At 69.3% G+C, this 25,520-nt stretch carries 22 protein-coding genes and 3 tRNA genes; 13 read left to right on the top strand and 12 right to left on the bottom strand.

The window, feature by feature from the left end; genetic code table 11:
* The first annotated feature begins 10 nt into the window (after positions 1–10).
* The 5 genes from gyrA to IE250_RS09015 all read left to right on the top strand — a co-directional run bounded on the left by gyrA (position 11) and on the right by IE250_RS09015 (position 4,395).
* Positions 11–2,671 (top strand): DNA gyrase subunit A, encoded by a 2,661-nt coding sequence (gyrA, locus tag IE250_RS09030; protein WP_373301638.1) that lies wholly within the window; start codon positions 11–13, stop codon positions 2,669–2,671.
* Entirely contained in the window at positions 2,671–3,927 is a 1,257-nt protein-coding gene (locus tag IE250_RS24460) for a DUF3566 domain-containing protein (RefSeq protein ID WP_229872281.1), read from the top strand. The genes gyrA and IE250_RS24460 overlap by 1 nt, the downstream gene beginning before the upstream one ends.
* Positions 3,928–4,078: 151 nt before the next feature.
* A tRNA-Ile gene (locus IE250_RS09020) sits at positions 4,079–4,152 on the top strand.
* Between the two features lie 35 nt (positions 4,153–4,187).
* Positions 4,188–4,307 carry a DLW-39 family protein gene (locus IE250_RS24455; protein WP_229872280.1) on the top strand — a complete coding sequence of 40 codons (120 nt, stop codon included), beginning with the start codon at positions 4,188–4,190 and terminating at the stop codon, positions 4,305–4,307.
* Positions 4,308–4,319: 12 nt separating this feature from the next.
* Positions 4,320–4,395: transfer RNA gene (locus tag IE250_RS09015), tRNA-Ala, on the top strand.
* A 93-nt stretch (positions 4,396–4,488) separates the two neighbouring features.
* Here IE250_RS09015 and IE250_RS09010 read toward each other — a convergent pair.
* Both IE250_RS09010 and IE250_RS09005 read right to left on the bottom strand, forming a co-directional pair.
* Complete coding sequence (locus tag IE250_RS09010; RefSeq protein WP_189669172.1) at positions 4,489–5,730, bottom strand: MFS transporter; 1,242 nt, start codon at positions 5,728–5,730, stop codon at positions 4,489–4,491.
* 2 nt (positions 5,731–5,732) lie between these two features.
* Entirely contained in the window at positions 5,733–6,257 is a 525-nt protein-coding gene (locus IE250_RS09005; protein ID WP_189668919.1) for a GNAT family N-acetyltransferase, read from the bottom strand.
* Positions 6,258–6,301: 44 nt separating this feature from the next.
* Here IE250_RS09005 and IE250_RS09000 point away from each other — a divergent pair, with 44 nt between their 5' ends.
* Positions 6,302–6,871 carry a helix-turn-helix domain-containing protein gene (locus IE250_RS09000; protein ID WP_189668918.1) on the top strand — a complete coding sequence of 190 codons (570 nt, stop codon included), beginning with the start codon at positions 6,302–6,304 and terminating at the stop codon, positions 6,869–6,871.
* A 114-nt stretch (positions 6,872–6,985) separates the two neighbouring features.
* Here the strand turns inward: IE250_RS09000 and IE250_RS08995 are convergent, their stop codons facing one another.
* Complete coding sequence (locus tag IE250_RS08995) at positions 6,986–8,014, bottom strand: hypothetical protein (RefSeq protein WP_189668917.1); 1,029 nt, start codon at positions 8,012–8,014, stop codon at positions 6,986–6,988.
* Between the two features lie 123 nt (positions 8,015–8,137).
* Here IE250_RS08995 and IE250_RS08990 point away from each other — a divergent pair, with 123 nt between their 5' ends.
* Both IE250_RS08990 and IE250_RS08985 read left to right on the top strand, forming a co-directional pair.
* Complete coding sequence (locus tag IE250_RS08990; protein ID WP_189668916.1) at positions 8,138–8,677, top strand: peptidylprolyl isomerase; 540 nt, start codon at positions 8,138–8,140, stop codon at positions 8,675–8,677.
* Between the two features lie 74 nt (positions 8,678–8,751).
* A complete protein-coding gene (locus IE250_RS08985; protein ID WP_189668915.1) occupies positions 8,752–9,633 on the top strand; it encodes a rhomboid family intramembrane serine protease in 882 nt (293 codons plus the stop codon).
* A gap of 252 nt (positions 9,634–9,885) precedes the next feature.
* Here the strand turns inward: IE250_RS08985 and IE250_RS08980 are convergent, their stop codons facing one another.
* The gene (locus IE250_RS08980; protein ID WP_189668914.1) at positions 9,886–10,158 is read right to left on the bottom strand and encodes a cell division protein CrgA; all 273 of its coding nucleotides are present in this window, start codon (positions 10,156–10,158) and stop codon (positions 9,886–9,888) included.
* Positions 10,159–10,304: 146 nt separating this feature from the next.
* Between IE250_RS08980 and IE250_RS08975 the strand changes: the two genes are divergently transcribed.
* Genes IE250_RS08975 through IE250_RS08960 form a run of 4 tightly spaced genes read left to right on the top strand, consistent with a single transcriptional unit; the run spans position 10,305 to position 12,777 of the window.
* Positions 10,305–11,120 carry a DUF881 domain-containing protein gene (locus IE250_RS08975; protein WP_189668913.1) on the top strand — a complete coding sequence of 272 codons (816 nt, stop codon included), beginning with the start codon at positions 10,305–10,307 and terminating at the stop codon, positions 11,118–11,120.
* Complete coding sequence (locus IE250_RS08970; protein WP_189668912.1) at positions 11,117–11,947, top strand: class E sortase; 831 nt, start codon at positions 11,117–11,119, stop codon at positions 11,945–11,947. Before IE250_RS08975 ends, IE250_RS08970 begins: the two co-directional genes overlap by 4 nt.
* Entirely contained in the window at positions 11,947–12,105 is a 159-nt protein-coding gene (locus IE250_RS08965; protein WP_189668911.1) for a hypothetical protein, read from the top strand. Before IE250_RS08970 ends, IE250_RS08965 begins: the two co-directional genes overlap by 1 nt.
* A gap of 9 nt (positions 12,106–12,114) precedes the next feature.
* Positions 12,115–12,777 carry an aminodeoxychorismate/anthranilate synthase component II gene (locus tag IE250_RS08960; protein ID WP_189668910.1) on the top strand — a complete coding sequence of 221 codons (663 nt, stop codon included), beginning with the start codon at positions 12,115–12,117 and terminating at the stop codon, positions 12,775–12,777.
* Positions 12,778–12,829: 52 nt separating this feature from the next.
* Here the strand turns inward: IE250_RS08960 and pknB are convergent, their stop codons facing one another.
* From pknB to IE250_RS08925, 7 genes are read right to left on the bottom strand one after another with little or no spacing between them, the layout of a single operon-like run.
* Complete coding sequence (gene pknB / locus IE250_RS08955) at positions 12,830–14,845, bottom strand: Stk1 family PASTA domain-containing Ser/Thr kinase (protein ID WP_189668909.1); 2,016 nt, start codon at positions 14,843–14,845, stop codon at positions 12,830–12,832.
* A complete protein-coding gene (locus IE250_RS08950; RefSeq protein ID WP_189668908.1) occupies positions 14,846–16,630 on the bottom strand; it encodes a serine/threonine-protein kinase in 1,785 nt (594 codons plus the stop codon). It abuts the gene before it with no gap.
* The gene (locus IE250_RS08945; protein ID WP_189668907.1) at positions 16,627–18,159 is read right to left on the bottom strand and encodes a peptidoglycan D,D-transpeptidase FtsI family protein; all 1,533 of its coding nucleotides are present in this window, start codon (positions 18,157–18,159) and stop codon (positions 16,627–16,629) included. Before IE250_RS08945 ends, IE250_RS08950 begins: the two co-directional genes overlap by 4 nt.
* Complete coding sequence (locus IE250_RS08940; RefSeq protein ID WP_189668906.1) at positions 18,156–19,652, bottom strand: FtsW/RodA/SpoVE family cell cycle protein; 1,497 nt, start codon at positions 19,650–19,652, stop codon at positions 18,156–18,158. Before IE250_RS08940 ends, IE250_RS08945 begins: the two co-directional genes overlap by 4 nt.
* The gene (locus IE250_RS08935) at positions 19,649–21,154 is read right to left on the bottom strand and encodes a PP2C family protein-serine/threonine phosphatase (RefSeq protein ID WP_189668905.1); all 1,506 of its coding nucleotides are present in this window, start codon (positions 21,152–21,154) and stop codon (positions 19,649–19,651) included. The genes IE250_RS08940 and IE250_RS08935 overlap by 4 nt, the downstream gene beginning before the upstream one ends.
* Positions 21,155–21,161: 7 nt before the next feature.
* A complete protein-coding gene (locus tag IE250_RS08930) occupies positions 21,162–21,653 on the bottom strand; it encodes an FHA domain-containing protein FhaB/FipA (protein WP_189668904.1) in 492 nt (163 codons plus the stop codon).
* 10 nt (positions 21,654–21,663) lie between these two features.
* Complete coding sequence (locus IE250_RS08925) at positions 21,664–22,380, bottom strand: FHA domain-containing protein (RefSeq protein ID WP_189668903.1); 717 nt, start codon at positions 22,378–22,380, stop codon at positions 21,664–21,666.
* Positions 22,381–22,619: 239 nt separating this feature from the next.
* Here IE250_RS08925 and IE250_RS08920 point away from each other — a divergent pair.
* Positions 22,620–22,703: transfer RNA gene (locus tag IE250_RS08920), tRNA-Leu, on the top strand.
* A 187-nt stretch (positions 22,704–22,890) separates the two neighbouring features.
* On the opposite strand, the gene IE250_RS08915 is transcribed toward IE250_RS08920, so the two are convergent.
* Positions 22,891–25,365, bottom strand: a complete 2,475-nt coding sequence (locus IE250_RS08915; RefSeq protein ID WP_189668902.1) for a hypothetical protein — start codon at positions 25,363–25,365, stop codon at positions 22,891–22,893.
* Between the last annotated feature and the right edge of the window lie 155 nt (positions 25,366–25,520).

Genomic DNA, 25,520 nt, shown 5'->3' with positions numbered 1-25,520 from the left:
AGTACAGACGGTGACGGACGAGACCCCCGGCGTGGAGAACTCCGACGACGGCATTCCCATCGACGACGCGCGGATCGCGGTGCACCACGGCCGCGTCGAGCAGGTTGACCTGCAGTTGGAGATGCAGCGGTCGTACCTCGACTACGCGATGAGCGTGATCGTGGGCCGCGCGCTGCCCGATGTGCGCGACGGCCTCAAGCCCGTGCATCGCCGCGTCATCTATGCGATGTACGACGGCGGCTACCGCCCTGACCGCGCGTTCTCCAAGTGCTCGCGCGTCGTCGGCGACGTCATGGGTAAGTACCACCCGCACGGTGACACCGCGATCTACGACACCCTGGTCCGCCTGGTCCAGGACTGGGTGCTGCGCTACCCGCTGGTCGCGGGCCAGGGCAACTTCGGCTCGCCGGGCAACGACCCCGCGGCCGCCCCGCGGTACACCGAGTGCAAGATGGCGCCGCTCGCACTGGAGATGGTGCGCGACATCGAGAAGGGCACCGTCGACTTCCGGCCCAACTACGACGGCCGCACGCAGGAGCCGGTGGTCCTCCCGGCGCGTATCCCGAACCTGCTGGTCAACGGCTCAGCCGGCATCGCCGTCGGTATGGCCACGAACATCCCGCCGCACAACCTGCGCGAGGTGGCCGACGGCGTGCGATGGCACCTCGCCCACCCCGAGGCCACGCGCGAGGAGCTGCTCGAGGCGCTCATGGAGCGCATCAAGGGGCCGGACTTCCCGTCGGGCGCCCAGATCCTGGGGCACAAGGGCATCGAGGATGCCTACCGCACGGGCCGCGGGTCGATCACGATGCGCGCGGTGGTGAACGTCGAGGAGATCCAGAACCGGATCTGCCTGGTCATCACCGAGCTGCCGTACATGGTGAACCCGGACAACCTGGCGTCGAAGGTCGCGGACCTCGTGAACGATGGCCGTATCCAGGGCATCGCCGACATCCGCGACGAGACGTCGGGCCGCACCGGCCAGCGCCTGGTGATCGTGCTCAAGCGCGACGCCGTGGCGAAGGTCGTGCTGAACAACCTGTACAAGCACACGCAGCTGCAGGAGAACTTCAGCGCGAACATGCTCGCGCTGGTCGACGAGGTGCCCCGCACACTCAGCATCGACGCGTTCGTGCGGCACTGGACCACGCACCAGATCGAGGTCGTGCGCCGGCGCACCGAGTACCTCCTCAAGGAGGCGCAGGACCAGATCCACATCTACGAGGGCTACCTCAAGGCCCTCGATGCGCTCGACGAGGTCATCGCGCTGATCCGCCGCTCCCCCGATGCCGACGAGGCGCGGACGGGCCTGATGGAGCTGCTCACCATCGACGACCAGCAGGCGAACGCGATCCTCGCGCTCCAGCTGCGCCGTCTGGCGGCCCTCGAGCGACAGAAGATCCTCAACGACCACGCCCGGCTCCAGGCCGAGATCGACGACTACCAGGACATCCTCGCCAAGCCGGACCGCCAGCGGTCCATCGTGGGCGAGGAGCTCGACGAGGTCACCGACCGCTGGGGCGACGAGCGTCGCACCACGATCCTCCCGTACGACGGCGACATGTCGATGGAGGACCTCATCCCCGAGGAGGACGTGGTCGTCACGATCACGCGAGGCGGTTACGCCAAGCGGACGCGGACGGACAACTACCGCTCGCAGAAGCGTGGCGGCAAGGGTGTGCGCGGCACGCAGCTGCGCGAGGACGACATCGTGGACCACTTCTTCACGACGACCACCCACCACTGGATGCTGTTCTTCACCAACCTCGGCCGGGTCTACCGGGCGAAGGGCTACGAGCTGCCAGAGGGCGGCCGGGACGCCAAGGGTCAGCATGTCGCGAACCTGCTTGCCTTCCAGCCCGGCGAGAAGATCGCCCAGGTGCTCGACATCCCCGACTACGAGGCCGCGGAGTACCTGGTCCTGGCCACGCGTCGCGGGCTCGTGAAGAAGACCCGCCTGAGCGAGTACAACTCGCCCCGTTCGGGCGGTCTCATCGCGATCAACCTGCGGGAGGACGCCGACGGCGCTGCGGACGAGCTGGTCTCGGCCCGCCTGGTGAATGCCGACGACGACCTCATCCTGGTGTCGCGCAAGGGCCAGTCGATCCGCTTCCACGCGGACGACGAGTCGATCCGCCCGCTGGGTCGCGCCACCTCCGGCGTCACCGGCATGAAGTTCCGGGAGGAGGACGAGCTGCTGTCCGCCGCGGTTGTCATCGACGGGGCCGATCTCTTTGTCGTCACCGAGGGCGGCTTCGCCAAGCGGACCCGCATCTCGGAGTACCGGATCCAGGGCCGCGGTGGCCTCGGCATCAAGGTCGCCAACCTCGTCGAGGCGCGCGGCGATCTTGTGGGGGCGCTCGTCACGCACGCCGACGACGAGGTGCTGGTCATCATGGAGCGCGGCAAGATCGTGCGTTCGGCAGTTGCCGAGGTCAACCTCACCGGCAGGAACACACAGGGAGTAACCTTCGCAAAGCCGGACAAGGGGGACAGGATAATCGCCGTCGCGCGCAACGCGGAGCGTGAGGACGCGGGTGATGCGACGGGTGCTCTGGACGAGAACTCCGACGGCGATCCCGCTGAGCGGGTTACCGTGGAAGGGATTCCGACCCCCGACGAAGTTCCGAGCACCCCAGAGCAGGACAGCACCGGACGCGAGGACAGCTGATGACGAGTGACAAGAGCGGGCCCGTGCGCACCGCGCCGCCCGCCCTCGAGGAAGACCTGGAGATCACCCGGGATCGCAAGGATCTGACCGAGGACAAGGCTCCAGCCGAGACCCCGGAAGCCGCATCGGTCGAGACCGGTTCGGACAAGAGTTCCGGGTCGAACGGCTCGGCGAAGGCCAACCAGGCCAACCCGGGTACCGGCTCGACCGGTGAGGCGTCCACGCCCGCCGCGGCCAAGAGTGGTGAGAAGCTGTCGGAGCCGATAGTGGTCGCGTCGCCGTCGCCGTCGGTGAAGGTGGTCGAGGCCAAGCCCGAGACCAAGGCGCCGGCCCCGACGACGCCGCGCGACTCGGGTACGGACATACCCACGACCGGTGGCGTCTGGCGTTCGGCCTACGAGGCAGGCCGCGCGGGCAAGGAGTCGAAGCCTGCGCAGCCGGAGACAGCGGCGAACGATGAGGCCAAGACTCCTCCCGGCCTCGTCTCCGCGATCGGGCGTGTATCGGAGAAGACCGATGCCCCGACGCCGCAGAGCGCCACCGTGCCTGAGCCCGACGCGAAGTCGTGGAACAGAGTTCCGGCGCCGGACGCCCCAGCCCCCGCGGGTGCCGCGGACGGCGTGAAGGCCGGCGCGATGAAGGCTGCCCAGGCTGCCCTCGACGTAGCCCGCAGTGCCGCGAAGAAGGTGTCCTCGATCATGCCAGACGACGACGCGCAGACGGTTCCGGCTCCGAGCGAGCCTCAGCCGCGGCCCGAGATGCACTACACGGCGGGCGGCGTACGCGGCACTGCCACCCCGACCGGCGCTCCGGCCGCTCCGGGGCCGCAGGCGCCCACGCACCCGGCGTCGACCCCCACGCCCGAGGTGCCGCGTCCGGCTCCGGCTCCGGCCGGCCCCCGACGTGTGCGTCTCGCGATCTCCCGTGTGGACCCGTGGTCCGTCATGAAGCTGGCGTTCCTGCTGGCCGTCGCGATAGCGATCATGACAGTGGTCGCCACCGCGGTTTTCTGGTCGGTTCTCGACGGCTTCGGCGTGTTCACCACCGTGCAGAGCTTCGTGGAGGACGCCGTGGGGCCGCAGAGCAACGTGAACCTCACGCAGTTCGTGGAGTTCCCCCGCGTCATCTCGCTCGCGACCCTGATCAGCATCTGCAACATCGTGCTGCTGACGGCGATCGCGACCATCATGGCGTTCCTGTACAACATCACGGCAGCACTCGTCGGCGGCGTCCACATGACGCTGACCGACGACTGAACCACGCCTCGTCGGCGTCACCCAGAGCGTTCCCGTGCGCCATCACGCACGACTCGATGCACGTCACACCGCGGACCGTGATTTCGGTTTGGGACATCGTCCCTACCTGGGGTAATCTCCAGTGTCGCGTGAGCGTGCGGAACGCTCGCCCGGGGCTATAGCTCAGACGGTTAGAGCGCTTCCCTGATAAGGAAGAGGTCGGAGGTTCAAGTCCTCCTAGCCCCACTCCCGGACCTGCAGAGGCTCCTCAGGAGGAACTCGTGAAGAAGCTGCTCGTAGTGCTGCTCGCGGCCGGTGCCGGCTACGTTCTCTGGCGCAAGCTGAGTGAGGACGCAGCCGGGCGCGATCTCTGGTCCGAGGTCACCGACTCGATCGACTGAGCGGCCCTCACCGGGGCCATGGCGCAATTGGTAGCGCACCTGCTTTGCAAGCAGGGGGTTGCGGGTTCGAGTCCCGCTGGCTCCACCACTGCCCACCAGGGCCGAATACATTCGGCTCTCGGTGGGCGCAGTCATTTCCGGGTTCCGGCGCGGCAACCTGGTGCTTCACGGGATTCCACTCCTAGGTGGAGTCCGTCGCGCCGCCAGGTTCGGATGGCGTGCCGCCGGGTTCCGGCGCCGGAGGGCCGGGCGGCGCGGTGCCCGTGACGAGAAGGGCGCCAATCGCGACGAGGCCGCCGAGGAGCAGCCAGGCGAGTGTGTAGCCGCCGGCCCATTCAGCCAGTGCAGCACCGGTGGCCGGTGCGAGGGCGATGGCGATCGCGGCCGGCGTGGTGGCCAACGCGTTGATCGTTCCGAAGTCACGCGTGCCCCAGCGGTCGGCGACGGCTGAGGCCTGGATTAGGGTGAAGGCGCCTCGGGCTGCGCCGGCGAAGACCGCCGTGGCGATGGCAGGGAGCAGCGCGCCGGGGCTGAGGGCAAGCACAACGACGCTGACCGAAGCAGCCGTCAGGATCGCGACATCGCGAACATGCGGCTGCGTGCGTCGGGTCAGTGCCGGAAACCCGACCCGGCCGAGCAGCTGGCCGGCGCCGCACAGGCCGAGAACGGTGGCCGCGGTCGTGGGATCGATGCCGCGATCGACCAGCAGAGGCACCAGGTTCGTCGTCGCGGCGTACAGACCGAGTCCGGTCACGGCGAAGGCGAGAGCGAGCAGCCGGAACCCTCTGGTGGAGGTGACCTGGCGGATATGTCCGGCGTCTCCGGGCCGGTCGGTGACTCGCGCGGCGGGCCAGGGCAGGTTGAGAGTGACCACGTGGATCGGAGCGGTGACGAAGAGCATCAGTGCCGCGAGCACCAGATAGGCATCCCGCCAGCCCAGCTCAGTGGTGAGCTCGGCCGTGATGGGCGCGAAGACGGTGCTTGCCAGCCCGGCCGTGAGAACGAGGATGGTGAGGGGGCGGACACGACCCGGCCCGTACCACCTGGTCAGCGCTGTGAAGGCCGGCGGGTAGAGCAGGCAGGCCTGCGCGAGGCCGGCGAGCATCCACGCCGCGGCGAACCATCTGGGTTCGGTGGAAGCAGCCACGGCCACCAGTGCGACGGCACCGAGCACCGAGCCGGCGGTCATGACCCAGCGTGGACCGTGCCGGTCGATGAGCCGGCCGACGGGTACGGTCGCGGCGGCGTTGACCAGCAGCCCGGCGGTGAAGCCGGTCATGATCTGGGTTGCGCTCCAGCCGGTCTGCTCGACCAGCGACGGCAGCGTGGCCGGGACGGTGTAGTAGAGGACGCCCCAGCTGACGAGCTCGGTGATGCACAGTCCGCCGACGGCGCGCCCCCGACCTTCGGGACCGCGCGGCATGCTCACGGTGGTGTGGTCAGGTCGCGCTGCATGAGCATCGTGTCGATCCATCGGCCGTGCTTGACCCCGACCGCGTGGAGCCGGCCTGCGTCGACGAAGCCGAGGTGGCGGTGCAAAGCCGCCGAGGCCGGGCTGCCGGTATCGGCGATGACGGCGATCATCTGGCGGCATCCGGCCGCGGTGGCCTGGTCGATCAGCTCCCTCAGCAGCGCGGTACCGATGCCGTGACCGGTCGCGCCTGGGGCGAGATAGACGGTGCTCTCGACCGTGTGCCGGTACGCGGACTGCGGGCGCCAAGGTGCGACATAGGCGAAGCCGACCACTTCCCCGGCCATCTCGGCGACCAGGAACGGGAGGCCCCGCGCGGCCAGGGCCGAGTACCGCTGTGCCCAGTCCTCGGTGCTCGGCGGGATCTCGTTGAAGGTCGCGACGGTGTGCTCGACGTAGTGCTCCATGATCGCCGTCACCGCGGAGAGGTCGGAGGTGCCAGGGACCACAGGACGAACGACCGGAGGTGCTGCAGACATCAGGCTGATTCCACTATAGTAAACACATCTGCTATTATAGCGGAATGTTTGACCTTGTGAAGCTGGGCGGTCGCGTCCAGGGCCTGCGCCACGACCGGGGCATGACTCTGGCCGAGCTGGCCTCCGCGACGGAGGTGAGCGTCAGCATGCTGTCCTCGGTGGAGCGCGGGCAGAAGGCCCCCACCGTCGTGGTGCTGTCCCGCATCGCCGACGGGCTCGGCATCGGCCTGGCCGACCTCATCAACGATGCCGAACCTCGCCGCGTGATCGTCCGCCGCGCCGCCGACCAGGACACGGTCGAGGAGCCCGGCGGATGGCACCGCACCATCGTCAGCCCGGTCGTGCCCGGCGTGAACTTCGAGTGGATCCGCACCACCCTGCCGGGCGGCTGCGACGCCGGTGAGTTTCCCGCCTACGCGCCAGGCTCACACGAGTTCGTGGTCGTGGAGACCGGCACCCTCCGGCTCCGCCTCGCCGACCAGGTCGCCGACCTCTCTGCCGGGGACTCCGTCTACTTCGCCGCCGACGTGACGCACGCCTACGCCAACCCCGCCGGCGAACCGTGCACCTACTACGTCGCCGCGCTCATCATGCGTCCGCGAGGCCCACGGTGACGACGAGCTCGATGGCGGTCGGTGGTCGGCGTCGTTCGCATACGAGGCGCAGGCGCCCATGACAGAAGGGCCTGGCCACTGGCCAGGCCCTTCTGACATGCGCGGTGGGCTGAGTCAGCTCTCCTGCTTGCTCTCCCCCGGCGGGGCGTGGTCCACGGTCGGCTCGTCCGCCACCGGCGGAGCCGTGTCGGTGGGCTCGTCCAGGTCGGACGCCTCCGACGTCGTGCCGTTGGAGCTGTCAGCGTCGCTTCGGCCGGCCTTGTGCGCGACCTCGGACACTGCCGTGGTGGCCTTGTGTGCCGTCGACCGTGCCGCGTCGAGGACCGGTGCGGCCTTCTCCTTGGCGGCGTCGAGGACCGGTGCGGCCTTCTCCTTGGCGGCGTCGAGCACCGGTGCGGCCTTCTCCTTGGCCGCCTCGAACGCGGGGCTGGCGGCCGAGTAGGCCCGGATGCCGAGATCCTTGGCCGTCTGCGCGGCCTTGGCTCCCGCCTCCCGGCCCTTGGCGACGGCGGAACCCGCCGCCGAGCCGATGCCGGACGAGTGCGCCGCGGTGCCGTTCGAGTAATCGGCCCCCGCGCCCTGCTCCCAGGGCTCGGCCCACGGGTCGGTCTGCGGCTGCGCGCGCTTCCAGAAGACGTAGCCCGCGACGGCGGCGCCGCCAGCGGCCAGCGCTACGAGCCAGCCCTTCTTGCCCTTCTTGCTGGCCTTGTCCGCCGCGTCGGCGACGGTGTCGGTGAGCGATGCCTTGCTCTGAGACGCTGCGGCGTTGGACGCTGCGGCGTTGAACGCGGCGACCATCTTCGGCAGCAGGTCGTCCACGAGCTTGTCGTGCGCGGAGTCGATGAGCGGCGCGGCCTTGCCTGCCACCTTCTCGACCTGGGGTGCAGCAGCCTGCAGGCTGTCCTGCCACGCCTTCTCAGCGCGTGGCGTCAGCCATGCGATGAAGTCGTGGACGCGGGGCTGGGCCCAGTCCTTGGCGTTCGAGGCCCGATCCTTGGCCTGGGCCGCGAGAGACCCCGCCTGTGAGGCGGCCTTGGAGCTGACGTCGGAAAGTAGAGCGGTGGCCTCTGCGGCCTTCTCCTTGACCTTCTCGGTGTCGATCTTGCTCGTGTCCACGTAGTCGGTCACCTTCTTGCGGGTCATGAAACTCCCCCCGAACGGTTCAAATACTCCTCAAGGTGCCACTCTGCCACCGCCTGGGCCTGCTGGCGAGGGCGGGAGCCAATGGTGCAGCATCAGCGGGCCGCTCCATGGGAGGATTGATGCATGTTCGCAATCCTGCACACCACTTCCGGTGACATCCGCATCGAGCTCTTCCCGAACCACGCGCCCAAGACTGTCGAGAACTTCGTCGGCCTCGCGACCGGTGAGAAGGCCTGGACGGACCCGCGGACGGGCGAAGAGCGCAAGGACCCGTTCTACGACGGCCTCATCTTCCACCGCGTGATCGAAGACTTCATGATCCAGGGCGGCTGCCCGCTCGGGACGGGAACCGGAGGCCCGGGGTACACGTTCAACGACGAGATCCACCCGGAGCTCCAGTTCAACGAGAAGTACATCCTCGCGATGGCCAACGCCGGGAAGCGACGCAACCCGGTGACCGGCCAGATCGAGGGCACCAACGGCTCGCAGTTCTTCCTCACCACCGCTGAGACCCCGTGGCTGAACGGCAAGCACACGATCTTCGGCAAGGTGGCGGACGACGCTTCGCGTCAGGTCGTCGACAAGGTCGGCACGACGCGCACGCGCCCCGGCGACCGCCCTGTCGAGGACATCACCATCAACTCCGTCACCATCGAGCCCTGAGGACCGGCGGCGACCGAGCCGGACCGAGCACGTTCCTGAGCACTGAGGACCGAGGGGACTGAGGACGTATCGCGATGAACGACCCGGCCGCCGAGGAGCCGACCGAGGCCGCGGCTCCCGTCTGCCCGCGACATCCCGACCGGGTGTCCTACGTGCGCTGCCAGCGCTGTGGCCGGCCGGCCTGTCCCGAATGCCAGCGCCCGGCCGCCGTCGGCGTGCAGTGCGTGGACTGCGTCCGGGAGTCGCAGCGTGCCGCTCCCCGCGTGCGGACGGTGTTCGGCGGCTCGGCAAGCAGCGCGGCCGTCAACGGCCGGCCGATCGTCACGCTCTCGATCATCGGGCTCTGTGTCGTGAGCTGGCTGCTGCAGCTGGTGACGGGGGGCAGGTGGACGGAGCTGCTGTGGTTCTGGCCCTGGGGCGGCGTGGACGAGCCGTGGCGCTTCCTCACGGCGTCGTTCCTGCACTCCACGTCACCGCTGCACATCCTGTTCAACATGTATGCCCTGTGGATAACGGGCCAGTTCCTCGAACCTCTGCTCGGGCGGTGGCGCTTCGGGGTCCTGTGCCTGCTCTCCGCCGTGGGTGGGTCGGTCGCAGTGCTGCTCCTGGCGGGCGACCCGGCCACGTCCGACGCGTGGTGGACGCGAGTGGTCGGTGCGTCCGGCATGGTGTTCGGCCTGTTCGGGGCGATGCTTCCGGTGATGCGGCGCCTCGGCCGCAGCACGGGCCAGGTGCTCGTCCTGCTCGCGGTGAACGGTGCGATCGGCTTCTACGTGCCGAACATCGCCTGGCAGGCGCACCTGGGCGGGCTCGTCACCGGTGCGCTGGTAGCGACTGCGTACGCGTACGCACCGAAGGACCGCCGCAGCGTCGTCGCCTGGGTGGTTCCGCTGGCCGGCGTCGTGCTGCTCGTGGGCCTGGCGGTGTGGCGCTACAGCTCCGTCGGGGTCCTGTGAACGGACCGTCGGCGCCTCTCCGGAGCCCGGTCAGACATACGGATCTGGACCCGGACGAACCAGCTGGCGGTGTGGCACCACTCTCTTTTCCCCAGCTTTACCCACAGCTGTGGATAAAGAGGGACACAGCCCCGCGGCCGCCTCAGCGCGGCCGCGGAACCGCTACTTTCCCTGCCAGATGGCGCTTCCGCTGCGCTCCGCTGCGGGCGAGTGCCTCGTTCCTCGGCTCTCACCCTGCACTGCGCTCCGCATTCAGCGCCAGCGGGTCGTGAGGCCGAAACCGACGATGATCAGACCGAAGCCGACGGCGAGATTCCACTGGCCGATCTGCGGGATCGGCAGACCGAGGTCGGCGCTCGTGAGGTAGAAGGTCACGATCCAGGCGAGGCCGAGGACCATGAGACCGACCATGACCGGGGCGAGCCAACGAGGGTTGACCGCCTCACCGGGCAGGGCGATCTTGGCCTCGGCCTTCTCTGCCTTGGCCGTGACCTTCTTCTTGTTGCGGGACTTCGACTCGGGCACGAGGCGGGCTCCTGTCCTGGGGGGTCTGCCCGACAGGTGTGCCGAGCCGACGTCTGACTTACTCGTGGACTAGCGTAGTGGTCAACAGGCCTGAGTCGTGACCAGACGCGTCCGCGGGTTTGTCGAGTGCTGCAGGAGGGACGCGTGTGACCGGAGCCGAACCGACGCGCACGCCGCCGTCCGAGGGCGGCGCGGCGGGCTTCTTTCGCGCCCCGGTGAACGCGAGATGGCGTTCGTGGCTCAGCGTGGGTGCTGTCGCCGTGCTGGCCGGCCTCATGTTCAGCGCGAGCGCGCGACTGGCCGACGGCGGTGGCGCCCACACCCGTGACCCGCAGGACCTGGCACAGCTCGTCGACGACGAGACCGCGCGCGTCAGCGAGCTCACCGAGCTCACCGATGAGCTGAACAGCGAGATCGAGGCGCTCAGCTCGCGTGCCGGTACCACCGTCCCGACGCTGGACCCTGATCTGGTGGAGCGCGAGGGCGTGGTGTCGGGCAGCGAGCCCGTGGCGGGCGAAGGCCTGACGGTAACGCTCGACGACGCGCCGTCGACGTCGGTCGACGTGGGTCCGGCCGGCGTGGAGCCGCAGCCGGACGATCTCGTGGTGCACCAGCAGGACCTGCAGCACGTCATCAACGCCCTGTGGAGCGGCGGCGCCGAGGCGATGGCGCTCCAGGGCGAGCGCGTGACCTCGACGTCGGCGTTCCGCTGCTCAGGAAACATCCTGCTGCTGCACGGCAAGGTGTTCTCCCCGCCCTACAAGGTGACGGCGGTGGGAGACCCGGAGAAGATGGAGGCGGCGCTGATGAGCTCCGAGGGTGTGCAGACGTATCTCGAGTACGTCGACTGGGTGCACCTGGGCTGGGATGTGCAACGCAGCGACCATCTGGACCTTCCGGCGTACGACGGCGGCGGTCTGCAGTACGCGACGGTTCCCGACGGTACGGAGGTCTTTGGATGACCCACGCGCAGACCGGCCACAACGTGCCACTGCCACAGGAGGTGTTCCCCATCGCGTATGAACGCGGTCCGTCCGGGATGGGACCGCGCAACGCGCGGCGTCCGCGGACGTCGGGGTCCCCCATGCGGCCCGTGGCCTGGCTGATCGGCGTGGTGGGTGAGCTCCTCGTGACCGCGGGCGTGGTACTGGGGCTGTTCGTGGTGTGGCAGCTCTGGTGGACCGACGTCGAGGGCGAGCGTGCCCAGAGCGAGATCATCGCCGAGATGGACTGGGAGGCGGCCCCGACGGGCCCCGCGCCCACCCCGGAGAGCGACGGGCCACCACCGGTCCTGGAGGAGCCTGGGGTCGGCGAGCTGTTCGCGCAGATGTATATCCCGCGGTTCGGCGACGACTACGTCAAGCCGGTCGCCGAGGGCACGGACAAGGCGACGGTTCTCGACACGATCGGCATCGGGCACTACGAGGGCACCGCGATGCCGGGCGCCCTGGGCAACTTCGCCGTCGCCGCGCACCGCACCACGTACGGCAAGCCCTTCAACAAGATCGCGGAGCTCAAGAAGGGCGACCCGCTGGTGGTCCGCACCGAGGACACCTGGTACGTGTACAAGGTGACGGAGTACAAGATCGTGTACCCGCAGAACGTCGAGGTCATCGCGCCGGTGCCAGGGGTCACCAAGGACCAGCCCATGCCCGACCCGAAGAAGCGGTTCATCACCCTGACGTCCTGCCACCCCATGTTCTCCGCGACCCAGCGGTACATCGTGCACGGCGAGCTCGAGTACTGGTCACCGGTGGGCGAAGGCAAGCCGAAGGAGCTGATGAGCTGATGTACGGGCTGCTGTGGCGGGCCATCCCCGGCCCCGGCTGGTTCAAGCTCCTGGTCTGTCTCGTGCTGGTGTTCGGGGTGGTTGCAGTGTGCTTCACGGAGTTCTTTCCGTGGCTCAGCGACTACATGCCGTTCAACGACACCACGGTCGGCGCGTAGCATGCCTGCATGACGCGCATCCTTGTCGTCGACAACTACGACTCGTTCGTCTATACGATCGTCGGCTACCTCGACCAGATCGGCGCCCGGACCGTTGTGGTCCGGAACGACGCCGTGCCCTCCCCCGACGCCGATGGCCGCTACTGGTACGACGGCGGCGACGGCTCCCCCGTGCCCTACGACGGCGTGCTCGTCTCGCCCGGACCCGGTACGCCCGCCGAGGCCGGTGCCTCCGAGGACGTGATCCGCGCCTGCGCCCGGTCACGCACCCCGATGCTCGGCGTCTGCCTGGGACACCAGGCGCTCGCCGAGGTGTTCGGCGGCAAGGTGACGCACGCGCCAGAGCTCATGCACGGCAAGACGAGCCTCGTCGAGCACTCCGGTGCCGGGGTCCTCGCCGGCCTGCCGACGCCGTTCACCGCCACGCGGTACCACTCGCTGGCCGTGACTCCGGACAGCGTGCCGGGGGAGCTCGAGGTGACCTGCTCGACGGCGTCGGGCATCGTCATGGGGCTGCAGCATCGTGAGCTGCCGCTGCACGGCGTCCAGTTCCACCCCGAGTCCGTGCTCACCGAGGGCGGGCACCGGCTGCTCGCGAACTGGCTCGAGACCTGCGGGCTCGAGGGCTCCGTCGAGCGGGCAAAGGGGATGGCGCCGCTGGTCACCTCGTGACCAACGGCGCCATGTCCGCGCTCTGCTGACCGGGCGTCCCGGGTCGGAGGGGCTACGGGATGATGTCCTCGCCGTCGCCCTCTCCGCCGCCGTTCTCCGGGCCGGACGAGACGACCAGGTTGATGGTGTCTCCCACCTCGACGGTGGAACCGGGCGGCGGATCCGAGCGGATCACCTGGCCCTCGTCGAAGATGTCGGAGGGCTCCTGGGCGGCTTCGACGCAGGTGATCTGCACACCGGTGCACGCGAGCTGGGCTTCCTCGACCGTCTTGCCGGCCAGGTCCGGAGGGACCGTCGCCTCCTGGGGAGCCGGCGCCACCGCGATGTAGACGGTGATCGAGGTGCCCTGCGGCACGTCACCCGCCTCAGGATCGGTGCGGGCCACCGTGCCCTCAGCGACCTCGTCGGTCTCTTCCTCGTCCCACTGGATGGTGCCGAGCCCCAGGTTCCCCAGCTGTTGCTCGGCGGCGTCCCTCGACTGCCCGATGACGTTCGGAATCGTGGTGTTACCGGTCGACAGGTACAGGGCGACCTCCGAGCCCTCTTGCGCCGGCTTGCCGGCGCCGGGCTCGCTCTTGGTCACCATGCCCTGATCGACGTCGGGGCTGTTCTCGGTGTCGGTGCCGCTGACCTGGAGGTTGAGCTTCTCGAGCTCAGCCCGGGCGGCGTCCTCGGACAGGCCTTTCAGGTCAGGGATCGTGACCTGGCCAGGGGCGCCGGCCACGAAGACGGTGACCGTCGAGTTCGCGGCGACCTCCTTCCCGGCGGCCGGGTCGGTCTTGCCCGTCGTCCGGCCCTCTTCCAGGTCGGAGTCCTTGTCGATGGCCTTCTCGAACTGCAGGCCCGCGGCCTCGATCTGCCCCCGCGCCTCCTCGGCGGTCAGGCCCTCCGCGATCGGGGGTACCGGAACCCCCGTCGGCGTCTGAGTCTGGTTGTTCATCGCCATGGCGATGACGATCGCCGCGACGGCCGCGAGGGCGATGCCCAGCAGCCACCACATGAGCGCCCGGCTCTTCTGCTCGGGCTCGCGCTGGCCGCGGGTGGGCTGACCGGGGTAACCCCCGCCAGGCGTGACCGGGCTCTGCTGCGCGGTCGTCGGACCCCAGTTGCCCTGGGCCGGCGTCATGACCTGGGTGGCGCCGTAGGCGGGCGGGCCCGCGACCTGCGTGGCGCCCATCATGGCGCCGACCATCGGTGCGCTGATCTGGCCACCGCGCATGGCGGCCTCCAGGTCGCGCCGGAAGTCGGCGGCCGTGCTGTACCGGTGGTCGCGGTCCTTGGTCAGGGCCTTGAGGGTGATGCGGTCGAGCACGTCGGGGACGTCGGTGGCGACCTCCGACGGGCGCTGCGGCTCCTGGCCCACGTGCTGGTAGGCGACTGCGACGGGCGAGTCACCCTGGAACGGCGGGCGGCCCGTGAGCAGCTCGAACAGCATGCATCCGGTCGAGTACAGGTCGGACCGTGTGTCCACCTGCTCGCCACGGGCCTGCTCCGGCGAGAGGTACTGCGCGGTGCCGATCACGGCGTGCGTCGCCGTCATGGTGGACGCGGAGTCCGCCATGGCACGCGCGATGCCGAAGTCCATCACCTTCACCGCGCCCGTCGGCGTGATCATCACGTTCGCAGGCTTGATGTCGCGGTGCACGATGCCGGCGTGGTGCGAGTACTCCAGCGCGCTCAGCACACCGACGGTGATCTCGACGGCCTCCTCGATGGGCACCGCTGCGCCGTCGGTCAGGATGTCGCGGACGGTGTGACCCTCCACGTACTCCATGACGATGAACGGCACGTGCACGTCCTCGCCCGCGGCGTTCTGGTGGATGTCCTCGCCCGTGTCGTACACGGCGACGACCGCCGGGTGGTTCAGAGCAGCAGCAGACTGTGCCTCACGGCGGAAGCGCGTGAGGAAGGACGGGTCGCGAGCGAGGTCGGAACGGAGCACCTTGATCGCGACTGTACGACCGAGGCGTGTGTCGTGGCCGATGTGTACCTCGGCCATGCCGCCACGGCCGACGAGCTCGCCGACCTCATAACGGCCGGCGAGTACGCGGGGCGTGTTCTCCACCACTCATAGGTCCTTTGATGTCGTGGCCGTCTGCCTCAGGGCATACGACTCGTTGAGGAGCATCATCCCAGAAGTGGCCAGTCCGGCCGCTGCTGGGGAATTCAGCGTTTCGGCGTAGATTTCGGAGGAACCCCACGGCTCCTGCAGAGCGCCGTCGTTGCCGCCCCCCGTGACCAGCGTGATGATGAGGACCACGAGCAGCAACGCGACCAGCGCAACGAGCGGCCAGGACACCCGGACCCCGAAACGGCCCTCGATCCCGTTCACCCAGTGTTGGATGTCGGACGACAGACTTCGGCGTCCTTTCCCAGGGTGCCCTCCCGAGCGCCCCTGCTGGGGGACCCTCCGTCCGTCCTGGCGTGTCGAGTGCAGGTCGCGGCGGGATGGGTAGGCCCGCGCCGCGCCGTTCCCGGCGCCGCTGCCGGCCCCGCCCCCCGACGGCGGCGGGACGTATCCGGAACCGTTCGGCCGGCCGTAGGCATCGGAGCCATAGGCGCCCGACGTCGTGCCGTAGCCCGCGGAGTCCGAGCCGTAGCCGGCGGAATCCGTGCCGTACGCGTCCGAGCGGGGAGCCGAGCCGGGACCGCCGGCCGGGGTGCCCGGCGCAGGCGAATAAGGACGCCCGTAGGCGTCCGTCCCATAGGCGCCCGACGTCGTGCCGTACCCGGCCGAGTCGGAGCCGTACGAGCCGGAAGCATAGGGGCCGGAGCCGTAGCCACCCGCCGAGGTGCCCGAGCCGTATCCGCTCGTCGGCGTGCCCTGGTCCGGGCTGGGCGGTGCGGACTGCGCGTTGGCCACCGTGGTGTGCCGGCCGCCGCTGCTCTGGCCGAACGGAGCCTGCCGTCGGGCGTGCGACGGACCAGGCTGCGCCGCGTTGCTCCGGCCGTTGGCCGCTCGCTGCGGGGATGGCGCCTGCCCGTCCCGGCGCGTGCGGCGCGCGTAGCGCGAGCTGCCGAACGGGTCCTCCGCGATCTCGGCGGCGAGCACGTCGAGGTGCCGCGCAAGCAGGTCCGCGGAGGAGATCCGCTGCGCCGGGTCCTTCTCCAGCATCTGCGTGATGGTCTCGGCCAGGCCCGGGTGCACCGACGTAGGCAGCAGCGGCACGGGCGCGTTGACATGCGCGATGGCGATGTCGACCGGCGTCCTGCCGGTGAACGGGCGGCGGCCCGCGGTCGCCTCGTAGGCGACGACGCCGAGCGCGTAGATGTCCGAGGCGCCGGTGGCCGACTGGCCCACTGCCTGCTCGGGCGACAGATACTGCGCGGTGCCCATGACCATGCCGGTGGCCGTCATCGGCACCTGGTTCTGCGCGACCGAGACACCGAAGTCCGTGATCTTCACCGTGCCGGTGTGCTCCAGCAGGATGTTGCCCGGCTTCACGTCGCGGTGCACCACGCCGGCGAGGTGCGCGGCGTGCAGGCCGCGCGCCGTCTGCGCCAGGATCGGCAGCAGCTTGGCCGGCGGGAGCACCGGCTCGCGCTCGAGCAGGTCGGCGAGCGGCTCGCCCAGGACCAGCTCCATGACGAGGTAGCCGGCGCCGTTCTCCTCGCCGTAGTCGAACATCTGAGCGATGTTGGGGTGAGTGAGGGTCGACGAGTTCCGGGCCTCCGTGCGCAGGCGACGAAGAAAGTCCTCGTTGCCCGTGTACTCCTCGCGGAGCACCTTGACGGCGATCTCGCGCGCGAGCTTCTCGTCGCGCGCGACCCAGACCTCGCCCATTCCGCCCATGGCGATGCGCCGCACCAGCGTGTAGCGCTCGCCGAGCGTCAGACCCTCAACCGGTCTCATTTCGAGATCGCCGCCTGCATGATCTGCGCGGCGATCGGGCTGGCCAGGGCGCCACCCGTCGACTCGTTGGTGGACTGGCCCTCGTTCTCCAGCACCACGGCCACTGCGACCTGCGGGTCGTTGGCCGGGGCGAACGACGTGAACCACAGCGTCGGCGACCGCGGGTCGTCCTCGGCGGTACCGGTCTTGCCGGCCACCTCCACGCCCGGGATCTGGGCGCCCTGGCCGGAGCCGTCGTTGACGACCGCGATCATCATCTCGGTCAGCGCGTCGGCCGTGGACGACGAGAACGGGCTCTTGTAGCGGCTCGGCTTGGTCTGGCTGACCAGCTCGACGTCGCTGTCCCGCACGCTCTTGATGAGGTACGGCTCCATGAGGTCGCCGTCGTTCGCGATCGCGGCCGACATCATGGCGACCTGGAGCGGCGTCAGGCGGAGGTCACCCTGGCCCATGCCGGACAGCGCGATGCGGGCGTCGGAGTCGTCCTTGGCCGTGTCGGACAGGCCCGGGTAGGCGCCGATCGAAGTGGACATCGGGATGTCGATCGACTCGGTGAACCCGAAGTCCTCGAACATCTGCTGCATGCCGTCCTTGCCGACCTCGTTGGCCAGGCCGAGGAAAGCGGTGTTGCAGGAGATCCGGAGGGCGTCCTTGAGCGTCATCTCGCCCGTGGCGGAGCAGGTCTCGCCGCCGAAGTTCTGCACGCTGCCGCCGTCGCCCGTCGTGCCGGGAAGCTGGTAGACGTCCGGCGCCGGGATCTGGGTGTCAGGGGACATGCCCTCGTACTCGACGGCCGCGGCCGCCGTGAGCAGCTTGAAGGTCGACCCAGGCGGGTACGTGGCATTGATGCCACGGTTCACGGTCGGGCCGTAGGGGCTGAACCGCTCCGAGCCGTCCACCGAGTTGACCTGCGGGTTCTGGTTCAGAAGCTTGTTGTAGGCGGTGGTGGCCTCGTCGTTGCTGTGCACCGCGATCGTGTTCGGGTCGTACGAAGGCTTGGAGACCATCGCGAGGATGGCCCCCGTCTTCGGGTCCAACGCCACAGCGGCACCGGTGTAGTCGCCGAGGGCGTCCCAGGCGGCCTTCTGAACCTTGGGGTCGATGGTGAGCTCGACGGAGGAGCCCTGCGCCTCCTCACCGGTGATGAGGTTCTGCAGCCGGTCGAGCCAGAGCGAGTCGTCCTCGCCGCCGAGGTACCCGTTCGCGTAGCGCTCGAGCCCTGTGTAGGTGCCGGTGACAGCGAAGAAGCCGGTCAGCGGCGCGTACACGCTGGCGGCGCCCGCGTCCCCGCCCGAGTAGGTGCGCTGGTACTTGTAGTCGTCGTCGACCGGCTCGGACGTCACGATCGGCTCGCCGCCCACGACGATCGGCCCGCGGTCGCGGCCCAGCTCGCTGTAGATGTTGCGGAAGTTGCGCGGATCTTCGTTCAGCGAGCCCGCGGTCACGAACTGGATCCAGGTCGTCGAGACCATGAGGGCCACGAACATGGCCATCACGACGGTCGAGAGGCGACGCAGAGTCGTGTTCACCGCTCCACCCCCCGGACGATCTGGGTAGCCTCGTCGGGCGTCGCACCCCGGCCGGCGCCGGCCTCGGTCCCCGCCTGCACCGGGCCCACACCGGGGCCACCCACCTCGATGGCGTCGCCGCCCACCATCGCGGGCGCCGGGTCGGCCAGCGCGCCGCGGGTGGGCAGGGCCGAGGGGCGTCGAGCGGCGTCGGAGATGCGCAGCATGAGTGCGATGACAATCCAGTTCGCGAGCAGGGAGGATCCGCCCTGCGCCATGAACGGCAGGGTCAGGCCGGTGAGGGGGATGATGCGGGTGATGCCGCCCACCACCACGAAGAGCTGCAGCGCCATGACGAACGCGAGGCCGCCCGCGAGCAGCTTGCCGAATCCGTCGCGCACACCGACCGCGTGGCGCAGGCCGCGCTGGACGATCACCAGGTAGATGAGCAGGATCGCCAGCAGGCCGGTGAGTCCGAGCTCCTCGCCGAGCGAGGCGTAGACGAAGTCGGAGAACGCGAACGGCACGCGGTCCGGGTAGCCCTCGCCCCAGCCGGCGCCGAACATGCCGCCGTACGCCATGCCGAACAGGCCCTGGACGATCTGGTAGGAGCCGCCGAACTCGCGCGCGTACAGCTCGGCGTCGAGCGGGTTGAGCCAGATGTCCACCCGGGCCTGGACGTGGCTGAAGATCGACCACGCCGCCACCGCGCCGCCGGCGAACATGGTGAGACCGATGACGATCCAGCCCACCCGGTCGGTGGCCAGGTAGAGCATGCCGACGAACAGGCCGAAGAAGAGGAGCGACGTACCCAGGTCCTTCTCGCCGATGAGGACCGCCAGCGAAACCGCCCAGACAATCAGGATGGGCCCCAGGTCGCGCAGCCGGGGGAGCTGCAGGCCGAGAAACTTCTTGCCGGCCAGTGCCAGGGTGTCGCGGTTCGCGACCAGGTAGCCCGCGAAGAACACGGCGAACGCGATCTTGGCGAACTCGGCCGGCTGCAGCGAGAACGGGCCGATGAAGATCCAGATCTGGGCACCGTTGATCTCTTGGCCCAGGCCGGGGATCAGCGGAAGGATCACGAGGACGATGCCCACGACCATCGCCGTGTAGGTCAGACGCCGCAGACTGCGGTGGTCACGCAGCAGGAAGATGACGACGCAGGCGACGATGACGCCCAACGCGGTCCACATGAGGTGGCGGGAGGCGTTCGCACCTCGCATATCCACCAGGTCCAGCCGCAGGACCATCGCCATGCTGACGCTGTTCAGCAGCACCACGGCCGGCAGGATCACCTGGTCGGCGTAGGGTGCGCGCAGCCGCAGCACGATGTGCGTGGTGAACGCCAGCGCCGCCAGCACTATCGAGTACGTCCAGAAGCCCTCGGGCAGACCGTCCTCGAGCGCATAGCCGACCATCCACATGCCGCCCATGCCGAGGGCCAGCGCCACGACGAGCAGCACCGCTTCCGCGATGCGGGTGGGGGCGTTCTCCTCGGGCCGGAGGCCGCTCATCCGTTCGCCCCCTGGTCGGAGTCGTTCGTAGCCGTCGACCGGGACTCCGGCGAGGAGCTCCCGCGCGGCTCGTCGCTCGGCGAGGGGCTGGGCGACGGCGACGGCTCGGTCTCCTCGGCGGCGTCCGAGATCAGGCGGTCGGCGCGTCCGCGGGCATCCTCGAGCGACGTGGCCCGGATGGTCTCCTGCACGCGGTCGGCGACGAACCCGGGCAGCTCGTCGACACGGGTGCCGGTGAGCTCGACCGCCGTCGAGAAGGTCAGGGGACCGACGGTCGCCGGGATACCGCGGAACACAGCTACCTGTCCGTCGGCCTCGCCCACGTAGTACTGGGTCTGGGTCCAGCGGTAGCCGCCCCAGCCCGCGAGGGCCAGGCCGATCACGAGCAGGAACACGCCGACGACGGTCAGCCAGCCGCGCTTCTTCGGCGCCGCTTCCTCCTCGTCGACCTCTTCTTCGAGGTCGTCGTCGGGCTGGACGTCCGGCTGGTACTGCTCCTCGTCGGACGAACCCGCGATCATGGCCTGCTCGAGCGTGTCCGCGAGGCCGTCCTGCGCCGTGGGGTCGGGCAGTACACCCACCGTCGCGGGCGAGGGCGCGGACTGACCGCCCGGCGGGACTGCACCTCGGCTGAAGCCCGTCACGGTGTCGCCGTCGATGTCGGAGCCCGGCAGGGACGTGGGCGAAGGCCCGCCGCCTGCGGCGGTCACGCCCGCGAGGGCGGCCGAGCCGACGATCTCGGGGGTGACGCTGACGGCGGTCGTAGCCGCAGCGGCGTCGTCCAGGACGTCGGCCACGACGACGGTGATGTTGTCGGTGCTGCCCGCGCGCATGGACATCGAGACGAGCCGCTCGACGGCGTCCTGCGGGGAGGGGACCGAGTTGAGGACCTCGCCGATCTCCTCGTTGGGGACGAACCCGGACAGGCCGTCGGAGCAGAGCATCCAGCGGTCGCCGGGCACCGCCTCGCGGATCGACAGGTCGGGCGTAAGGTCCAGGTCGAAGTCACCGAGCACCCGCATGACGACGTTGCGCTGCGGGTGGGTCTCGGCCTCGTCGGGCGTGATGCGACCCGTGTCGACCAAGTGCTGCACGAAGGTGTGGTCCACCGTGACCTGCGCCAGGGTGCCGTCGCGGAGCAGATACGCGCGCGAGTCGCCCAGGTGGGCCATGGCCAGCGTGTTGCCGGACTTCAGCAGGGCCGTCACCGTGGTGCCCATGCCCGCGAGGTCCGGGTTCGCCGTCGTCGCGTCGACGAGGTCCTGCCGGGCGCGGTCGATCGAGCGTTCGAGCTCGGACATCGACTGGTCGGAGCTGTGGTCGGGCCGGTCAAGACCCACCAGGGCCGCGATCGTCAGCGCGGACGCGACGTCGCCGCCTGCGTGCCCGCCCATCCCGTCGGCCACGACGAGGAGGTTGGGCCCCGCGTAGGCGGAGTCCTGGTTGTTGGAGCGGACGAGGCCGACGTCGGAGCGCGCGGCATACCGCAAGGTCACGGTCACGTGGTGGTCATCCCTGGAGCTCGACGACGGACTGTCCGATCTGCACGCCCACGCCGGGAGCGAGTGGGATGATGCCCTGTACCCGCTCCTCACCGATGTAGGTGCCGTTCGTGGAACCGAGGTCCTCCACGAACCACTGGCCGCCCTGGGGGAAGATCCGCGCGTGGCGCGATGACGAGTAGTCGTCGTCGAGCACGAGGGTGCAGCTCGGCGCGCGCCCGATCAGCACGCCGGACGAGGTGAGCGGGATGGTCGTCCCGGTGAGCGGGCCGGCCACCACGACGAGCCGCGACGGGCCACCGCGCTGGGGCGCGCGGGACGCGCCGCCACCGGGGCCTGCAGCCGGGGCCGGCCCCGCGAGCTCAGGCCGGCGCCGCCGGCTGCTGGACGTGCGCGGTCCGGCCAGGTCGCGCCGGAGCACGGCGACGGCGGAGAGCACGAACACCCACAGCAGCACCAGGTAGCCCAGCCGAAGCAGGGTGAACGTCAGCTCGCTCATTTCAGATTCTTCACCAGTCCTCGTTGTCCGCACCGGACGCACTGCCGGTCCAGAACATGATGCGGGTACGGCCGATGGTCATCGTGTTGCCATCGAGCAGCGTCGCGGCCGGGACCTGGTGGCCCTCCACGTACAGACCGTTCGTGGAGCCCATGTCGGTTGCGACGACGCCGTCCGGCGTCACGCGGATCTCGAGGTGGCGCCGGGAGACACCCGGGTCGTCCACCACGATGTCAGCCTCGGCGTCGCGCCCGATGACGGTCACGGGCCCGGTAAGCAGGTACCGCTGACCATCGATGTCGATGAGCGGGTGGCGGCCGGTCGGCGCGCCGGACGTCGCCGGGGCGACGCTCCCCTGCACGCTGCGTGACCGCACCGTGAAGCGGCCGGGCACCAGCTCGTACTTTTCGTCGAACGTCACGCTCACGGGTCCAACGAACGCATAGTGCTGCGTCGCGGCATATGCCGTGATGTTGGACGCGAGCTCGTCGGCCAGGGTCTGTGCACCCCACGCCTCGATCTGGGCGAAGTCGTCGGGAGCGAGCTCGATGGTGAATTCATTCGGTGCGACAGTACGGTCGCGTCCGACGACCGCGGCACGGTCGTCCAGCTCGCGCCGCAGCCTGCTCGCCAGTTCGACGGGCTTCACTTCGCCACGACCCACCTTGGCGAACGCGTTGTTCATCATGCGCTCCACGCTCTTCTCGAAGCGGTCCAGGGCGCCCATGCCACCTCCTTCCAGGGTCTGCGCCGGGCAGACTACCTAGATCGTATAGACCGGTAGGTCTCCGCAGACTCCAATACTGTGGATGTCCTGCGGATCTTCTCCGATCTTCCCTCAGGTGGCGCGGTGAGGAGAGACTTGGGCGGATCCGCACGCTACTAGACCTGCGGCGGGACGTGAACCACTTCACCGTTATTGGATTCGGAGTCACCCTCTTCGCCGTGCTAGCCTCGTCCAGCAGCGCGCGAGTGGCGGAATAGGCAGACGCGCACGGTTCAGGTCCGTGTGCCCGAAAGGGCGTGGGGGTTCAACTCCCCCCTCGCGCACGTTGTACGCAAGGCCCCGACTCAGAGAGTCGGGGCCTTCGTCATGCCCGGACCGGGGCGGCGGTCAGCGCCCCGATATGGGTACTTCTCCCGTGGCTCGGGTCGCCCTCTCTCACCTCCCGAACGGCCGAGGCAGTGACGTCCGCTCGGACGTCACTGCCTCGGCCGGTGTGGGGCTGTCCCTGAGTCAGCGGATGGTCACCGTGCGGTAGCTCGTGACCGACTTGGTTGTGTAGCCGGTGCGGGAACCGATCACCGTGACTGTCAGGTGCTTGCCCCGAGCCGATACGGGGATCACGAACTGGTTGCTCGTGCGGGTCGCGATCTTCACGCCGTCTGCCTTCCACACGTAGGTGACCGACGTCGGCTGCGGCGACCACGTCCCGCGGCTCACCGTCAGCGTCGACCCGACCTGCTTCGTCCCCGTGATCGTCGGCCTCGGCGCCGTGAAGGTCCCCGGCGCGACAGTGACGGGGGCGCTGGCTGCTAACGACTCGTAGTACTGCCTGAGACCAGTGACAAGCACTTTGATCGTCTTGCCCGCCGCGGACGCTGGGACGGTGAACGTGCTCGACGTCGCGCCCAGGACGACCACGCCGTCGACCTTCCAGGTGTAGAGGTAGCTGGTGGGCGTTGGCGACCACGTGCCAGGCACGGCGGTCAGGGTCTGGCCCACCTTCGGAGTTCCGCTGATCGATGCAGACTTCGTGGTGAAGACCGCAGGACGGACGAAGACGGTTCGCTCCAGCTTAGACAGGAGGAAGCCGGGGTCGCGGCTGTACCTCACCACCATCGAGTAGCTGCCTGGAACCAGCTCTTCCTCGTCGCCGATCCAGAGTCGACCGCGCCCGGTCGCGTCAAGCCAATCGCCAGAGCCGAACGAGGAGCCGTCCACCTGCAAATGAACGTACCCGGACGGCACGGGACCCTCGGACGTCACGTCGGCCCAGACAACGTCTGGCATTTGCCCGTAGCGCCACCCCGTCGGCAGATCGCTCTCGACCTGTGTTCTCGCTGGCGGCAAGACCACGACCTGACCTGTCCACGATGCCGAGTCGGCTGCACTCCAACCCTCGTAGTCGAAGTGGGCCGTGTAGGTCCCCGGCTGAAGCGCGAGATAGTGCATGCACGACCTGACCGTCGCGCTCTCCCAGGAGGGTTGCCACACCTGGTAGACCTGGCCCGGATCACCTTCCACGCTGATCGTCGCTTGGCCGGCCCTCGTCCACCAGAGGGGTGACCCGTCCTCGGTAGCGAGCGTGAAGCAGAGTGAGTTCTCGGTGCCGCGGTGCCAGGTGGTCGGGCCCGAAGTAGTGAGCACGACCGGGCTAGGCTCGACGAAGTCGAGCGGGGTCTCAACGGTGGTCGTGATGTAAGGCGCCCCGGAGAAGGCCACGTTCAGCGTGTGGGTTCCGATCTGTGCGTGCTGCTCGCGCGAGAGGGAGATCTCGGCAGGATCCGACCGCGACACGCTCACCGGCGCAAGCGTCTGATCTCCCCCGTCAGGTGCCCGCACTGTCGGCTCTGCTTGCCCGGGGACAGGCATTCCGTCGGCGAGCGCCGCGGTCACGCTGACTTGGACGGAATCCGTGACCCGGAGGGGCCGGTCCAGTGGCAGCACCGGCTCTACGGAGACCTCCACGGGTACGGGGTCGCCGACGACGATCGCCCAGTGCTGTCCGTCGCTCGTATATCCGCCGACGGCAGAGAACACGGCGCGGTCGGCTGGGACAAGTGGGGGCGCGGAGTCCACTTCGCTGAGACCCCACTCAAGGATCGACCCGTCGTCAAGCGTTGCGGCGCCGGCCCCCTGCTCCAGCGTGGCCAGCGAGACGATCGAACGTCCCGGAGGAGCGGTCGCGAGCTGCCTCCCGCCGGACGAGATGATCCGACCGTCCGCGGTGGCACCCACCACCTCCCCCAGGCTCATGTCGATGCCGACGAAGATCGTGCCCGCCGGAGGTTTGACGACCATTGGCTCTGATCCCTCGGCCCCGTCGAGCGGCCACCCGCAGTGCACGTAAGCGCCGTCGCTCCGGAGCGCGGCCCAGCTGCGCCACCGCGGGAGAGCGGTGACGGCCGTGTAGCGAAGACCGGTACCCGGGTCGCGCGATTCGGGGCATGACTCGCCTGGTACCGGGGCGGGGTCGAGGGTTCCGTCTGAACGGAGGGCCAGGTGACCTGAGATCGCGGTGTACTCCAGGCCCTCGGGAGGTGTCTTCGTCGGTTCGCCTGCTGCGTTCACCACAACGCCGTCGGACCTGAGGAGCTCCGCCGTCCCGTACCAGTCCGCTGAGACGGCAACGAACGTTGTGCCCGTCGGAGGAATGAGGTGACGTGCGGTGCCGCCGGAGACGTCGTACGGGTGCACGTCGACCCGTCCGTCACTCCGTAGCACCATGACCTGGTGCTTGTCGGCAGACATTCCGACGGCATGCACCCCGTCCGGGAGCGCTCGCGGTGAGGCGCTGGGGAGCGGGCCGCCGAGGTCTCCCCACGCGACTACCTGCCCCCCGTTCAGGCTCGGCATCCCCTCCTGCACGAACGTGGGGTCGATGGGCTCGGCCACCGCCTCCGTCGCTCCCGACGAGGCGGGCGCGGCTGGTGCCGGCGCGGCCCCGGCGGTCGTCGTGGCAAGAGCGAGGACCAGCCCGGAAGCCACGAGTGACGCACCAACCCGCCGGGCTGAGGGGAGGAACCGCCGAGATACTGAGGTCGACATCGGACGCTCCAGCGGTAGCCGCGCATGATTCGTGCGCGGGACGACAAGTCGCGTGACTTTATCCGGCGCCGAACCGGGTTTCCGCCGAAACGGGG

The organism is Promicromonospora soli, assembly GCF_014653785.1.
Taxonomy (GTDB): Bacteria; Actinomycetota; Actinomycetes; order Actinomycetales; family Cellulomonadaceae; genus Promicromonospora; species Promicromonospora soli.
The sequence above is the reverse complement of the archived record's forward strand: the minus strand, read 5'-3'. Positions and strand labels throughout refer to the sequence as shown.